Origin of the sequence: Streptomyces sp. NBC_00358 (genome assembly GCF_036099295.1) — a bacterium.
Taxonomy (GTDB): Bacteria; Actinomycetota; Actinomycetes; order Streptomycetales; family Streptomycetaceae; genus Streptomyces.
Genome location: NZ_CP107976.1, coordinates 8,733,699 through 8,748,500, shown reverse-complemented (window position 1 = coordinate 8,748,500; position 14,802 = coordinate 8,733,699). Strand labels below are relative to the sequence as shown.

Genomic DNA, 14,802 nt, shown 5'->3' with positions numbered 1-14,802 from the left:
GCGTGCCCATGAGACCGCTGGTCCGCACCGCCGCCCTGAGCGGCTACGTCGAGCTGTGCCGCTCCCTCGGCATCGATCCGCAGGCGCTGCTGAAACAGGTGGGCCTGGACACCGCCGCGCTCACCGTCCAGGACCGGTGGATCTCCGGCACGGCGGCCGTCCAGGTGCTGGAACTGTCGGCGGCCGCCTCCGGCCACGAGGACTTCGGCGTCCTTCTCGCGGAGTTCCGGCGCTTCTCCAATCTCGGCCCCATCAGCCTGGTCGTGCGCGAGGAACCCGACGTGCGCAGCGCGCTGGAACTGCTCATCCGTCATCAGTACATGTACAACGAGGTGCTGCACACCCGGCTGTCCGAGGGCGACGGACTGGCCACACTCAAAGTGGATCTGCGGCTCGGCGAGGTGATGGAGTCCCGGCAGGCCACGGAGCTGGCCGTCGCCGCCTTCCACCGCATCCTGAACGACTTCCTGCACACCCGCTGGCAGCCGCTGTCCGTATGGTTCCGGCATCCCGCGCCGGCGGACACCGCGGCGCACCTGAGCGCCTTCGGCCCCATCGTGGAGTTCGGCCGCGAGCTCGACGGCATCGTCTTCTACGCCGACGACCTCGACGCGCCCAACGCCATGGCCGACCCCCTGCTGCGCGAGTACGCCCGCCAGTACTTCGACGCGATCGCCGTCCCCAAGGACACCACCGCCGCGGACCGGGTGCGCGAGCTGATCGAGGTCCTGCTGCCGACCGGGCGCTGCTCGATCGAGCAGGTCGCGCGGAGCCTCGGCGTCGACCGGCGCACCGTCCACCGCCATCTGGCCTCGTCGGGCGAGACGTTCTCCTCGCTCCTCAATGTCACCCGCCGCCATCTCGCGGAGCAGTTCGTCGCGAATCCACGGCGCTCGCTGACGGAGATCTCCGACCTGCTGGGGTTCTCCTCACTGAGCGGGTTCTCACGCTGGTTCCGTGAGCAGTTCGGGTGCAGCCCGAGAGCGTGGCGCGGCAACAACGCGCCGTAGGCGCTGCCGCTCCCCGTGCTCCAACTCCCCTTCAGGGACTGGGAAGACGGGCGTCAGGTCCATGCACCGCCCCTCGCGGCACCCCACCCGGCCGATGTCCCCAAATGACAAATCATCTGTCCCCTGACGGTAAGCACGGCTCTGGGCCCGGCCCTACCTTTGCACCACCGCACAGAAGACGCGGTCGGCCGCCGGAGGGAGCCGTGCCACTCCCCCGGCACTCCCTCCGGAACGGCCGATCGCAGCGGGCCGGTTCGCGCCCGCAGTCACCCGGTGACCCGCATCGATCCCCGCCGGACATCCCAGGGCCGCGCAGTACGCGGCGATGCTCCCGGCGGGTGATCACCGATCCGACGAAGGAGACGGACCGTGCACTTCCACGACGACTCACTGTTCCCCGAGAACCAGGAAAAGCTCGTCATCCAGGCCGCTCCCTACGGGCCCGAATGGCTGCCCGGAGACGCCGACGACCTTCCCCTGACGATGGACGAGCACGTTCAGGCAGCCGTCGACTGCTACAACGCCGGCGCCACCGTGCTCCACATCCACGTACGTGAGCTCGACGGCAAGGGCTCCAAGCGGATGTCCAAGTTCAACGAGCTCATGGGCCGGCTGCGTGAGGCCGTGCCGGACATGGTGCTGCAGGTCGGCGGCTCGATCTCCTTCGCCCCCGAGGGCGAGGGCGGTGAGGCGAAGTGGCTGAGCTACGACACCCGCCACATGCTGGCCGACCTGGACCCCGCGCCGGACCAGGTGACGATCGCGATCAACACCAGCCAGATGAACATCGTCGAGATCATGAACGACGACGATCTGGAGGGCACGTCGATCGCCAAGCCGGACTACTACAAGGCGTACCGCGACATGGTCGTCGAGGCGGGCCCCGACTTCTACCTGGAACACCTCAAGCGGCTGGCCGCGAGCGGTATCCAGCCGCACTTCCAACTGGCCACGCTGGCCCAGCTCGAGACCGTGGAGCGGCTCATCCGGGCCGGTGTCCACACGGGCCCGCTCATCCTCAACTACGTGGCCATCGGCGGTGGTTTCGCGGGTCGTCACCCGGCCGACCTCATCGAGTTCGTCCGTCGTGCCCCGGACGGCGCCGTCCTCACCATCGAGAGCTCGATGCGCGCCGTGGCGCCGATGAACGCGATCGGGATCGCGCTCGGCGTGCACGTCCGGGTGGGCAACGAGGACAACCTGTGGCGGCGCAAGGGCGAGCGCATGTCCAGCGTCCAGCAGGTCGAGCAGATGGTGCAGATCTCCGAGGCGCTCGGCCGTGACATCGCGACCGGCGCGGAGGCCAGGAAGATCTACAAGCTCGGCGAGACCTACTCGGGCGCCGACGAGACGCTGGCCCGCCTCGGCATGGTGCCGAACCGCCGTCCCGGTCAGCGCGGCTTCATGCTGCGCGACGCCTGACCCCCGGGCGGACCTTCACGCCCCGCGCCGGTCGCTCAGCCGTGCCGCCGGCCCCGCGCCGGTCCGCGCGGCCCGGCGCGGGGCACCGCGGGAGGGGCCCGCGCCCCGGCCGGGGCGCGGGCGGCCGGAATGGGCCACCGCGGCACCGCTCGACCCGTCGCGCCACGTGGCCGCCGGGGCCAGACCCCCCGGTTCCGGCGGCCCCTCCCCTCCCCATCCCTTCCGTCCCTTTCACCCGACACCCGACACCCGACACCCGACAACGGAGCATTCCCGTGGCCCACGCCATTCGATTCAAGGAGACCGGCGGTCCCGAGGTCCTGCGCTGGGAGGAGGTCGTCGTCGGCGACCCCGGCCCCGGCGAGGTCCGGATCCGCCACCACGCCGTCGGACTCAACTTCGCCGACACCTACTTCCGCACCGGGCTCTACCCCGCGCCGCTGCCCGCCGGGCTGGGCGTCGAGGCGGCGGGCGTGGTCGAGGCGGTCGGCGAGGGCGTCACCGATTTCACCGAGGGCGACCGGGTGACGTACACCGGAAGCCCGCTGGGCGCCTACAGCACCGAACGGGTCATGCCCACCGCCTCGTTGATCAAGCTGCCGGACGGCATCGGCTTCGAGACCGCCGCCGCGATGACCATGCGGGGCCTGACCTCCTCGTACCTGCTCCGCAGGATCCACCCCCTCAAGGCGGGTGACACGATCCTGCTGACCGCGGCGGCGGGCGGAGTCGGCCTCATCGTCTGCCAGTGGGCCAAGCTGCTCGGCCTGAACGTCATCGGCACGGTCTCCACCGAGGAGAAGGCCGAACTGGCCCGCGCGCACGGCTGCGACCACGTCATCCGCTACAAGCACGAGGACGTGGCCGAGCGGGTACGCGAACTCACCGACGGCGCCGGGGTCCCGGTGGCCTTCGACAGCGTCGGCAAGAGCACGTACGCCTCCTCGCTCGCGTCACTGCGCCGCCGCGGCCTGCTCGTCTGCTTCGGCACCGCCTCCGGCCCCGTCCCGCCCATCGACGCCATGCAACTCGCCGTCCAGGGCTCCCTGTTCGTCACCCGGCCCGCGCTCGCCGACTACATCGCGGACCCCGCGGAGCGGGCGGAGCTCGCGGGTGAACTCTTCGAGCACGTCACCTCCGGCCGCATCACCATCGAGGTCAACCAGAGGTACGAGCTCCAGGACGCCGCCCAGGCACACCGCGACCTGGAGGCGGGGCGGACCACCGGATCGTCCGTCTTCGTGCTCTGAGCCCACCGCTCCCCCTCGGTCAACTCCACTCTCTCCAGGAGGAAGCACCATGGAACACACGCTCGCTCCCCCCGAGGGCGCCCCGGTCCGCGCCCACAACCGCGGCTCGATCCATGTCGAACCCCTGACCTGTACCATCGGCGCGGAACTGTCCGGAGTGAACCTCGGCGACGCCGCACGCGACGACGACCTCTTCGACGAGATCAGGTCTCTGTTGCTCCAGTACAAGGTGCTGTTCCTGCGCGACCAGGACATCACGCGCGGCGAACACGTCGCGTTCGCCGAGCGATTCGGCGCCCTGGAGGACCACCCGGTGGCCGGCAGCGACCCCGAGCACCCCGGCCTGGTGCGGATCTACAAGGATCCGGCCGGACCGGCGGAGCAGTACGAGGGAGCCCTGCACACCGATGCCACGTGGCGCGAGTGCCCGCCCATGGGCGCCGTCCTGCGCTGCATCGAAGGGCCCCCCGTCGGCGGGGACACGATCTGGGTCAACATGGCCGAGGCCTACCGCCGGCTGCCGGAGAACATCCGCACCACGGTCCGGGGGCTGCGGGCCCGGCACAGCATCGAGGCCACGTTCGGTGCCGCCATGCCGCAGGAGCAGCGGCACGCCCTCAAGGCGCGGTTCCCGGACGCGGAGCACCCGGTGGTGCGCGTCCACCCGGAGACCGGCGAGGAGATCCTCTTCGTCAACGCGTTCACCACGCACTTCGTCAACTACCACACGCCCGCGAACGTGCGGTTCGGGCAGGACTTCGCCCCCGGCGCCAGCCTGCTGCTCAACTACCTGATCAGCCAGGCCGCGATCCCGGAGTACCAGGTGCGCTGGCGCTGGACCCCGAACAGTGTCGCCATCTGGGACAACCGCTCCACCCAGCACTACGCCGTCCAGGACTACTGGCCCGCCGTCCGCCGGATGGAGCGCGCCGGGATCGTCGGCGACAGACCGTTCTAGCCCCCTTCCTCCAAGCGCGTGAGGTGATGACAATGGAGTTGCACACCACTGCTGGATCCATTCCCGAGACGGACACGACCGCCTCGTCCGGATGGCCCGTGACCCGACGCTACGCCTGGGTGGTCTTCGCCCTCAGTTTCGGCCTGCTGCTGTCCGACTACATGTCCCGGCAGGTTCTCAACGCCGTCTTCCCCGACCTCAAGAGCGAGTGGCTGCTCACGGACGCGAAGCTCGGCACACTCAGCGGTGTCGTCGCCCTCATGGTCGGTCTGTTCACCTTCCCCATGTCGCTGATCGCCGACCGCTGGGGCCGGGTCAAGAGCCTGCTGCTCGCCGCGGGGATGTGGAGCATCGCGACCCTGGGCTGCGCGGTCTCGGCGAACTACGGCCAGTTGTTCGTCGGCCGGCTCTTCGTCGGCATCGGTGAGGCGGCGTACGGAAGCGTCGGCATCGCCGTCGTGCTGAGCATCTTCCCCATCGCCCTGCGCGCCACGCTGTCCGGTGCCTTCATCGCCGGCGGTGCCTTCGGTTCGGTCCTGGGTGTGTCGATCGGCGGCGCCGTGGCCCAACACCTGGGCTGGCGCTGGGCGTTCGGCGTCATGGGGATCTTCGGCCTGGTCCTGGCCGCGGTCTACGGCTTCGTCGTCACCGAGAAGAAGCTGACGCCGGACGCCGGTTCCACCGACGCCGAGCCCGATCCCGGACCACGCGGCAGACTGCGCCTGCTGCTGCCCCGCCTCTTCTCCTCGGTCTCGGTGATCAGCGCCTACGTCGGCAGCGGTCTCCAGCTCTTCATCGCTGCCTCCCTCATGGCCTGGCTGCCCAGCTTCTTCAACCGCTACTACCACCTGCCCACCGCCAAGGCGGGCGCGACCGCCGGGATCTTCATCCTCGTCATCGGCATCGGCATGATCGCCGGCGGCATCGTCTCGGACCGCGTCAGCCGGGCCTTCCCCATCCGCAAGTGGGCGGTCGCCATCGCGTGCAGCCTCGGCTCCCTCGTCCTGCTCATGACCGCGTTCCGGCTGCCGACCGGACCGCTCCAGCTCGCCGCGCTGGCGGCCGGAGCCCTGCTCGCGGCCGGAACGGCCGGTCCCGCCAGCGCCATGGTGGCCAACCTGACCCCCGTATCCATCTCCGCCACGGCCTTCGCCACCCTGACGCTCGCCAACAGCCTGCTCGGGCTGGCTCCCGGGCCCGCCGTGACGGGCGCCCTCGCCGACGGCATGGGGCTGCTCGGCGCCCTGCGGGTCATACCGCTCACGGCGCTCGCCGCCACCGTCGCCTTCCTGATCGGCCGCCACTTCTACGAGCGTGATCTGAGCCGTCTGACGACCGAGCTCGTCCCGGCGGCGGAACCGGAGGACGCGGTGGTGTCCGCGTGAACGCCACCGCCGAACCGGTCGTCGTGATCGTCCCTGGACTGCGCGATCATGTCGCGGACCACTGGCAGACCCTGCTGGCGGACCGGCTGGCCGAGGCCGGACGCACCGTGCGCACGGTCCCGCCGCTCACCGAGGACGCGCTGAGCCGCAAGGCCCGCGTGGCGGCGCTCGACAAGGTGGTCTCGGAGATCGAGGGCCCCGTCGTCCTCGTCGCGCACAGCGCCGGTGTGATCACCACGGTCCACTGGGCCCAGGGAAGCACGGCCCAGGTGCGCGGAGCGCTGCTCGTGACACCGCCGGACTTCGACACGCCGTTGCCCGAGGGGTATCCGACCCCCGAGGCGCTCGCGGAGAAGGGCTGGACACCGGTGCCCCGGACGCCGCTGCCCTTCGCCAGCCTCGTCGCGGCCAGCACGAACGACCCCCTCGGCACGGTCGAGCGGATCGCCGCACTGGCCCGCGACTGGGGTGGCGCCCTGGTGGACCTCGGTGAGGTCGGCCATCTCAACCCCGCGTCCGGCTACGGCCCGTGGCCGCGCGCGGAAGACCTGCTCCGCGAAGTAGAGAAAACCGGCTGAACGCCGCGTCCAGCCCAGGAAGGCACCCGATGAACACCGACACCGACCTGCTGTGGTCCCCCGGTCGCCGCGAGTTGGAGGACTCCAACGTCGCGAACTTCATGGACTGGGTGAGCGAAGTGCGGGGGCTCCACTTCTCCGACTACGCCGAGCTGTGGCGGTGGAGCTCCACCGACCTCGCGGACTTCTGGTCGGCGGTGTGGGAGTTCTACGGGCTGGACGCGGTCACCGGCTACGACGAGGTGCTGGGCGAGGCGTCGATGCCGGGCGCCGTCTGGTTTCCCGGCGCCCGGCTGAACTTCGCCGAACGCTGCCTCGCCCAGGCCACGGACGCCCGCCCGGCGCTCGTCTGCCTGACCGAGGGCGGCACGCCCGAGGACGTCTCCTGGGACGAGCTGCGCCGACAGGTCGCGGACGTCGCGGCGGCGCTGCGCGGCATGGGCGTGCGGCCCGGCGACTGCGTGGCCGGCTATCTCCCCAACCTCCGCCAGACCGTCGTCGCGCTGCTCGCCTCGGCCGCCGTCGGCGCCGTATGGACGGCCTGCTCACCGGACTTCGGCACACCCAGCGTGCTCGCCCGGCTCCGGCAGGCACGGCCGACGGTCCTCGTGGCCGCGGACGGATACCGCCACGGCGGCAAGGACTACGACAGGCGCCCGGAGGTCGCCGAACTCGCGGACGGTCTGCCCACCCTGCGCCACGTCCTCGCCGTCGACAGCCTCTTCGCCGTCCCGGCCGAGCCGTGGTCGAAACGGGCCGACGTCGAGCAGCACGCCTGGTCCGGGCTGCCGGCGGCCGATGAGCCGCTGGAGTTCGCCGACGTGCCCTTCGACCACCCGTTGTGGATCCTGTGGTCGTCGGGGACCACGGGGATACCGAAGGGGATCGTCCAGGGCCACGGCGGCATCGTGGTCGAACTGCTCAAGGCTCTGGGCCTGGGCGTCGATCTGCGCGCCGACGACCGCTACCTCTTCCTCACCTCCACGAGCTGGATGGTGTGGAACTTCCTGGTCGGCGGGCTGCTGCACGGCAGCACCGTCATCCTGTACGACGGCAGCCCGACCTTCCCCGACGTCGACGGCGCGTGGCGGATCGCCGAGTGGACCGGCGCGACCGTGGTCGGCCTGGGCGCCGCGTATCTCACGGCCGGGGAGAAGGCGGACTCGCGCCCCTCGGACATGTTCGGACTCGACAGGCTGCGCTCGGTCCTGCAGACCGGGTCGACCCTGCCGCCCAGCACCTGGCGCTGGGCCCACGACCGGCTGACGCCCGGTGTGCGGCTCCAGTCGATCTGCGGGGGTACGGACGTCTGCTCGGTCCTGGCGGGGAGCACTCCGCTGCTGCCCGTACGCGTGGGCCGTATCCAGGCTCCCGCGCTCGGCGTCGCCCTGGCCTCCTGGGACGCCGACGGGCATGCCCTGACCGGTGAACAGGGCGAGTTGGTGGTGACCGCGCCGCTGCCGTCGATGCCGCTGAACTTCGTCGGCGACCCCGACGGCTCCCGCTACCGGGCCAGCTACTTCGACACCTACCCCGGCGTCTGGCGGCACGGGGACTGGGTCACCATCGACCCCGACCTGTCGGTCGTCGTCGCGGGCCGCTCCGACTCGACCCTGAACCGCTCGGGCGTGCGGATGGGCTCCGCGGACATCTACGCCGTGGTCGACCAGCTCCCGGAGATCGCCGACAGTCTCGTCATCGGTGTGGAACAGCCCGACGGCGACTACTTCATGCCGCTGTTCGTCGTGCCCGCCGAGGGCACCGCGCTGGACGAGGGCCTGCGCCGGAGGATCGCCGCGGCCATCCGTGGCCGGCTCTCCCCTCGCCATGTGCCCGACGTGATCGTGCCGGTGCCGGCCGTGCCGCGCACCCTCACCGGCAAGAAGCTCGAAGTCCCGGTCAAGCGGATCCTCCAGGGAGCGCGCGGCTCGGACGTCAGCAGCGAGGGATCCATCACCCATCCCGAAATGCTGACGTGGTTCGCGGACTTCGCGGCGCGTTCGGCGGCGGCACGGACCTCGGCCGCGGGGTGAGCCTCGCGCGCCGGATCGGGGCCACCGGGCCTTCCCATCAGGTCGGGCCTCCATGGTCAAGGTCAGCGCAACAGTGATCAATTGAGCCTGTGCCGACGTGCATTTCGATGCTTGTTCCGCCAGTCCCGAAACAACTCGGCTCTCCGCCGCCGATGGTCCGTAGGGTCCGGGACACCGGCCGGGCGGGAACTCCTCCGCCCGCGCGGTGACCAGGAGGAGACATCGGTATGGCGAATGTGGAGATCTCCCTCAAGGAGACGATGACGTCCATCGAGGGCGCGCTCGGCGCGGCCCTCGTCGACTACACGAGCGGCATGGCACTGGGCACGCTGGGGGGTGGCAAGGACCTCGACCTGAACGTCGCGGCGGCCGGCAACACCGATGTGATCCGGGCCAAGGTGCGCACCATGGAGCACCTCGGGCTCAAGAGCAAGATCGAGGACGTACTGATCACGCTGGAAACCCAGTACCACCTCATCCGGCCGCTCAAGAGCCGCGACGGCAACGGATTGTTCCTCTACCTCGTGCTCAACAAGGCGACGTCCAACCTGGCCATGGCCCGCCATCAGCTGGGACGCATCGAAGCCGAACTCGAGGTGTAGAAAGCCACGTTCCCCGCGCCTCCGCATGCCCACGACTTGAAGACTTCTTCATTTAGGTACATCCAGATCAAGTCAATCCCGTGGGCGTGCGGAGGTGGAGCCGCAAGGATCGGTCCTTACGGCACCGCTCGCGGCGGGCGCACGGACAGCCACCGCACCAGCCGGAGCATCAGCCCGTCCCAGGCGGCAGGGAGCGAACGATTTTGACCAGGCAGGTCCCCCTCTACCAGGCCAAGGCCGAGTTTTTCCGCATGCTCGGACACCCTGTGCGCATCCGGGTCCTGGAACTGCTGCAGAGCGGCCCCGTCTCGGTGCGCGACCTGCTGAGCGAGATCGAGATCGAACCGTCCAACCTCTCGCAGCAGTTGGCCGTGCTGCGCCGCTCGGGCATCGTGGTGTCCATCCGCGAGGGCTCCACCGTCAGTTACGCACTGGCGGGCGGCGACGTCGCCGAACTGCTCCGCGCCGCCCGCCGCATCCTCACCGAACTGCTCGCCGGACAGACCGAGTTGCTCGCCGAGCTGCGGCAGGCGGACGTCGACACCGGCCTGCCCCACGGTCCGCACGAACCGGATCTCGTCACCACCCGGCCCGCGCACCCCTCGTCGGCCGTCCCTGCACCAGCCGTCCGTTCACCGGCCGTCCGCGGACACTGACCCCAGAACGACGACCGGGCGCGGGCCGTCAGGCCCAGCCCTTGCGCGCGGCGTGCCAGCCGAGCTGGATACGGCTCTCCGCGCCCGCCCTGGCCATGAGTTCGCCGATGCGCCGCTGCACGGTCCGGCGGGAGACACCGAGACGGGCGCCGACCGCCTGATCCGTGAGTCCCGCGAGGACCAGGGCGAGCATCCGGGCGTCGAACTCGTCTATCGCGTCCGGGCGTTGCTCGGTGAGGCCGTCACCCGTCGTGTGCGGCGACAGCGGATACGCGTGTTCCCAGGCCAGTTCGAAATAGGCGACCAGCGCCTCCAGCAGCCCTCCCGCGTGCACCAGCACCGAGGCCGCCGCGGTGTTGCGGCCCCGGTAGAGGGGAAGCATCGCCAGCTCACGGTCCGCGATGATGAGTTTGACCGGAACGGTGTCGGCGACCCCGATCCGCTGCCCGGCCGCCAGGTCGGCGAGGGCCTGGGCCACCATTCCGGGCTCGCTCAGCGCCTCCCGTTGCACGATCGTCCGGTACTGCACGCCACGACGGACTCCGGCCCGCTCCGCGGCGTTGGCACTGAGGGGGACGACGGAGAGTTCGGGCACCATCATCGACCGCACCTCGTGCCGGGCGGACTCCTGGAGCTGCCTGAACCGGTGCCGTACCGCGTCGATGTCACTGATCACCTCCACCGCGCCACCCTCGGCACCCGTGCGGTGCTGCTCCGCGAGGGCGAGCACGGCGTGCTCCGCCGCACTCAACTCGTCGCGGCGCCGCCGTAGTTCACCACCAAGAGCAACCGCGGGGGGTGCCGCCACGAAGAGGGTGGCGGCACCATCGATGGCCTGGAGGACGACAAGGCCGCGCCCCGCCAGCGCGGTGAGGATCTCCCGTACCTCGGGCTCGGGACGGCCGGCGTCCGCGGCCAGTTCGTGGACGACGGCCCGTCCACGGGCCACCAGGAGGCGGTAGATCTCCTCCTCGGCCGGACCGAGTCCGAGCGCGGCGAGCATGGGGCACTCCTTGAAGTCGGCGCGGTGACGCCGGGCGGGCCCCGGGCTGCGAAAGCCCGGGGCCCGCCCGATCTCACGGTTCCGCCAAGGTCTACTTCAAGCCGTAGGCCCGTGTCACCTCCTGCGTGACGCTGTTGCCCGCATCGTCCCAAGTACGGGCCTTAAGAGACACGAATCCGTGGTGCGGGGCGTCGAACCGGGCGGTCCAGTGGCCGGCCGCCGTGCGGTCCAGGCGGACGGGACGCCAGTGGCGGCCGTCGTCGTAGGAGACGGCGAGCGTCGCTCCCACGACCCGTCCCGCGCCCGCCGCGTCCGGCAGGTGCGACCCGGTCAGGCCGAGGGACTGCCGGCCGCCGCGCGCGTCGCCCGCGAGGTCGGTGGCGACGGCGTAGTCCAGTTGCATCAGCGCCATCCGGTCGATCTTCATCGGATCGGTCACCGGAGCCGATCGCACCTTCCACACGGAGTGCGTGCGGGGCGACAACCGGTAGGCGCCCGGGTCGCGTTCGGCGCGCAGGTCCAGGGTGTAGGTGCTGGGCACGGCCGGTACGGGATAGAGCGTCGCCGACGCCCAGGCCGAGGTCTTCACCAGCTCACCGTCCTGGTAGACCTTGAAGTCCAGGCTGTCGTTGCCGTCCTGCATGTAGCCGCCGTGGTCGGTACCGCTGTCCGTCCAGGGCTGGATGTTGAACGAGATGAAGCCCTGCTGCCGCTCCGACCACCAGAATCCGCTGCCGTTGCGCGGATGCGCGATCGGGGCGAACCAGTCGCTGGTGACCCGCTTTCCGGCCTTGTAGGTGATCATTCCACCGCGTGACTCCAGGGCCAGGTTCGGCCCGGTGATGGAGTCCTCGGCCCAGGAGGTGCCGGGCTGCGCCGAGAGGTAGTCCGTGCGCGTGGCGGGCATGTCGGTGCGCAGCGGGAAGCCCACGGCATAGGTGCGATAGGGGCGGTAGTCCCAACGGTACTCGCCGCTGGGGTACTTGGTGGTGCCGTGGAAGCGCATGTCCACGACCGCCAGTTCGGAGGCGCGCGGGCGGTAGGTCAGCCCGCTGTCGGGGATCCGTCCGGGGTGGGGGTCGACGAGGTCGTACACGTACGGCGAGTTGGGCGTGCCCTCGACGTTCAGGCGCAGGGTGCCGTGCCGGGCCGCCTTGACGAGCGGGGCGCCTTCACGGGCGGTCAGCGAGGCGACCGGGACGGTGCTGTACCCGCCTTCGTCGGTGCCGACCCATTCAAGGAGCTTGCCTGGCTCGTCGTCGACGACGAGGAGCAGACCGGCCCCGGCGTCGGCCGCCGCCTGTGCCCGCTGCGTGCCGGTGACCGCGTCGGACCGGGTGACCAGGACCGCCTTGCCCTTGGCCCTCAGCCCCGCGTAATCGGCGGGGGCGCCGGCTCCCGCGTACACCGCGTCCATGCGCCTGCGGCCGTCGTAGAAGGCGGATCCGGACTGGCCGAGGACGGTGACGGCCTTGCCGTCGTGGCTGAGCGAGAGCAGCGGATACGCCTTGCGCCACCGTGTCTCGTACTCGAAGGTGCCCTGGGTGACCTTGCGGGTGGGCAGCACGAACATGCTGTCGTAGGTGGGCGGCAGCAGGTACTCGGAGTCCACGGTGCTGACGCCGCCGTCCGAGCGGTACCAGTTCATGTAGAGCATCCGGTCCTCGGTCCTGCGCGGCACCTTCGCGGTGACCTCGCGGGTCCTGCTCCCGTCGAGGACCACCTTCCGGTCCTGGTCGAGGACGATCTCCGGGTCGCCGAGCAGGGCCATGCCGAGCGAGTCGTGGCCGTGGCTGCCGGCGACGTCGACATAGCTCAGCGCGCTGTAGGTGCCGGCCTGCAGCCGCACGGTCGCGGTGCCGCTGTCCCCGACGGCCACGAACTGCGGTTCGGCGTCGGTGCCGAACCGCTGCAACTGGACGTATCCGGAGGCGGGTTCGCCGGAGCGGTCCTTGAGCGTGACGTCCAGCGAGTAGCGCTCCTCCTCCCGGTAGAGCCCGACCTGGGTACGGGCGCGCACAGCGCCCGAGGAGTCGCTCGCGGACACCTGGCCGAGGTAACGGCGGCCGTTCGCCCCGAGGCCGGGCCGCGCGGTGGCGGTGACGGCGGCGGTGCCGTGCGCGGGGACGGTCACGGAGTCGGCGGAGAGCGAGAACATCCCGGCGGGGGCGGGGTCCCCGGCGTCCGCGCCCGGGTCGACGTCGTAGGGGCCGCCGGCCACGGAGGCGGTGACGGCGAGCTTCAGGGTGAGGGCGGTGTCACCGGTGTTGCGGTAGGTGAGCGTGCGGTCGACGGTCTGGGGACCGCTGTGCGGCCAGGCGTCGAAGCCGAAGTACGCCGAACCGGTGGCGGTCACGGTCGCGTCCACCGAGGCCGCCACATCGGCCCGGCCCGCACCGACCTGATAGGCGTTCAGGCCGGGGAGCTCCTTGGAAGTGCTCATCAGCGCGTCCTTGAGCTGGGGCGCGGTCCAGTCCGGGTGCTCCTCGGCGAGGATCGCCGCGGCGCCCGCCACGTGCGGGGTGGCCATCGAGGTGCCGCTCATGGTCTGGTACCAGCCGGTCTCGGCGCTGCCCCCGGCCTTCGCGGCGAGGATGTCCACGCCGGGTGCGGCGATGTCCGGCTTGAGGGCGTAGTCGCCGTAGCGCGGGCCCCGTGTCGAGAAGTCCGCGAGCCCGTCCTCGGAGTCCACCGCGGCCACGGTCAGCGCGTCGTCGGCGGCGCCCGGGGCGCTCATGGACGCCTCCATGCCCGTGTTGCCCGCGGCGACGACGAACAGGGCGCCGCTCTTCTCGCTGAGCCGGTCCAGGGCCTCGCTCATCGGGTCGGTGCCGTCCGTGGGCTCTGAGCCGCCGAGGCTCATGCTCACCACCTTGGCACCCTGGTCGACCGCCCATTCCATGCCGGCGATCACCCAGGAGTCGTCCCCGGACCCCTCGTTCGAGAGGACCTTGCCGATCAGCAGGTCGGCGCCGGGTGCCACGCCCTTCTCGGCTCCGTCGGAGGCGGCGCCGCTGCCGCCCACCGTGGAGGCGGTGTGGGTCCCGTGTCCGTGACCGTCCTCGGTGGACTCGCCGGGTACGAAGCTGGCCGCGCCGCTGATCCGGCCGGCCAGGTCCGGGTGGTGGCTGTCGGCACCGGTGTCGAGCACGGCGACCTTGACGCCCTTGCCGTCGAGTCCGGCCTTCCAGGCGGCCGGCGCGCCGATCTGCGCTGTGCTGTCCTGGAGCCGGGCCTGGACACGGCCGTCCAGCCAGATCTTGGACAGACCTTCCTTCAGCGAGGGCCGCCGCGCCGGGGTGTCCGTGGCGACCGCTCTCCAGAGCTTCCTGGCCTGCTTCCTGGACGCCCGGACGGAGGTGCCGTTGACGCTCTTCAGGGACCGCACCCGGTTGGTGCCGGTGGGCGCGGCGGCCACCTTGCCCCGGTAGCCGAGGATCAGCGGGAGGCCGGAGCTGTGCTGGTCGTCGTAGCCCTGCTCGATGAGGGCGGTGACGTCGAAGAGGCGCCGGTCGAGACGGTTCGCGGCGAGATAGGGCAACGCCTCGTCCGGGTAGACGTAGAGGTCCTTGCCGACCGTCTCGGTGCGGACGCCGCCGGTGGCGCCGCTCGGCCGTCGCACGTCGACGGAGTGCTTGCCGGCTCCGAGGTCCATCACCTTGACCACGTCTCCCGTGATCAGGGTGACGGTGTGGTCGGTGCCGGCGCGCGAGGGGGCGGCGGGAGCCGTGGGCACGTTGTCCGCGGCGCCCGCCCGGCCGGTGAGCAGGGTGAGAACGGCGGCGCCGGCCGCCGCTGCCGCGAGGGCCCGCCTGCCTCGTGGGCGGCGCGGTATGAGGGAGATCATGGCCAGTTCCTACCGGGCCGCGCCGGACGGGGGGAACGTCCGGCGGCTGGCACCAAAG

Annotated in this window: 11 protein-coding genes; 9 read left to right on the top strand and 2 right to left on the bottom strand. The window is 71.0% G+C overall.

All coding sequences use genetic code 11. The features are described 5' to 3' along the window. The first annotated feature begins 8 nt into the window (after positions 1–8). The 9 genes from OHT01_RS37445 (at position 9) to OHT01_RS37405 (ending at position 9,894) form a co-directional block, all read left to right on the top strand. Positions 9–1,010 (top strand): AraC family transcriptional regulator, encoded by a 1,002-nt coding sequence (locus OHT01_RS37445; protein ID WP_328557557.1) that lies wholly within the window; start codon positions 9–11, stop codon positions 1,008–1,010. Between the two features lie 369 nt (positions 1,011–1,379). Then, a complete protein-coding gene (locus tag OHT01_RS37440) occupies positions 1,380–2,432 on the top strand; it encodes a 3-keto-5-aminohexanoate cleavage protein (protein ID WP_328557556.1) in 1,053 nt (350 codons plus the stop codon). Positions 2,433–2,707: 275 nt separating this feature from the next. Continuing rightward, positions 2,708–3,682: a quinone oxidoreductase family protein gene (locus tag OHT01_RS37435; protein ID WP_328557555.1), complete on the top strand. Its 975-nt coding sequence runs from the start codon at positions 2,708–2,710 to the stop codon at positions 3,680–3,682. Positions 3,683–3,731: 49 nt separating this feature from the next. Then, positions 3,732–4,640, top strand: a complete 909-nt coding sequence (locus OHT01_RS37430; protein ID WP_328557554.1) for a TauD/TfdA dioxygenase family protein — start codon at positions 3,732–3,734, stop codon at positions 4,638–4,640. A 98-nt stretch (positions 4,641–4,738) separates the two neighbouring features. Beyond that, positions 4,739–6,025, top strand: coding sequence for an MFS transporter (locus OHT01_RS37425; protein ID WP_328557553.1), 1,287 nt, complete (start codon positions 4,739–4,741; stop codon positions 6,023–6,025). Next, positions 6,022–6,603, top strand: a complete 582-nt coding sequence (locus OHT01_RS37420; RefSeq protein WP_328557552.1) for an RBBP9/YdeN family alpha/beta hydrolase — start codon at positions 6,022–6,024, stop codon at positions 6,601–6,603. Before OHT01_RS37425 ends, OHT01_RS37420 begins: the two co-directional genes overlap by 4 nt. A 29-nt stretch (positions 6,604–6,632) precedes the next feature. Continuing rightward, complete coding sequence (locus tag OHT01_RS37415; RefSeq protein ID WP_328557551.1) at positions 6,633–8,636, top strand: acetoacetate--CoA ligase; 2,004 nt, start codon at positions 6,633–6,635, stop codon at positions 8,634–8,636. Positions 8,637–8,863: 227 nt separating this feature from the next. Continuing rightward, positions 8,864–9,238, top strand: coding sequence for a hypothetical protein (locus OHT01_RS37410; protein ID WP_328557550.1), 375 nt, complete (start codon positions 8,864–8,866; stop codon positions 9,236–9,238). Positions 9,239–9,441: 203 nt separating this feature from the next. Then, positions 9,442–9,894, top strand: a complete 453-nt coding sequence (locus OHT01_RS37405) for an ArsR/SmtB family transcription factor (protein WP_443043492.1) — start codon at positions 9,442–9,444, stop codon at positions 9,892–9,894. Between the two features lie 28 nt (positions 9,895–9,922). Here the strand turns inward: OHT01_RS37405 and OHT01_RS37400 are convergent, their stop codons facing one another. Both OHT01_RS37400 and OHT01_RS37395 read right to left on the bottom strand, forming a co-directional pair. Then, complete coding sequence (locus OHT01_RS37400; RefSeq protein ID WP_328557549.1) at positions 9,923–10,897, bottom strand: helix-turn-helix domain-containing protein; 975 nt, start codon at positions 10,895–10,897, stop codon at positions 9,923–9,925. Positions 10,898–10,988: 91 nt separating this feature from the next. Then, a complete protein-coding gene (locus tag OHT01_RS37395) occupies positions 10,989–14,744 on the bottom strand; it encodes a S8 family peptidase (protein WP_328557548.1) in 3,756 nt (1,251 codons plus the stop codon). Between the last annotated feature and the right edge of the window lie 58 nt (positions 14,745–14,802).

What these genes read in the sequence shown, in the direction of transcription:
- OHT01_RS37445 (WP_328557557.1), top strand. Translation starts at nt 9, where the DNA reads ATGAGACCGCTGGTCCGCACCGCCGCCCTGAGCGGCTACGTCGAGCTG.
- OHT01_RS37400 (WP_328557549.1), bottom strand. Translation starts at nt 10,897, where the DNA reads ATGCTCGCCGCGCTCGGACTCGGTCCGGCCGAGGAGGAGATCTACCGC.
- OHT01_RS37415 (WP_328557551.1), top strand. Translation starts at nt 6,633, where the DNA reads ATGAACACCGACACCGACCTGCTGTGGTCCCCCGGTCGCCGCGAGTTG.
- OHT01_RS37410 (WP_328557550.1), top strand. Translation starts at nt 8,864, where the DNA reads ATGGCGAATGTGGAGATCTCCCTCAAGGAGACGATGACGTCCATCGAG.
- OHT01_RS37395 (WP_328557548.1), bottom strand. Translation starts at nt 14,744, where the DNA reads ATGATCTCCCTCATACCGCGCCGCCCACGAGGCAGGCGGGCCCTCGCG.
- OHT01_RS37430 (WP_328557554.1), top strand. Translation starts at nt 3,732, where the DNA reads ATGGAACACACGCTCGCTCCCCCCGAGGGCGCCCCGGTCCGCGCCCAC.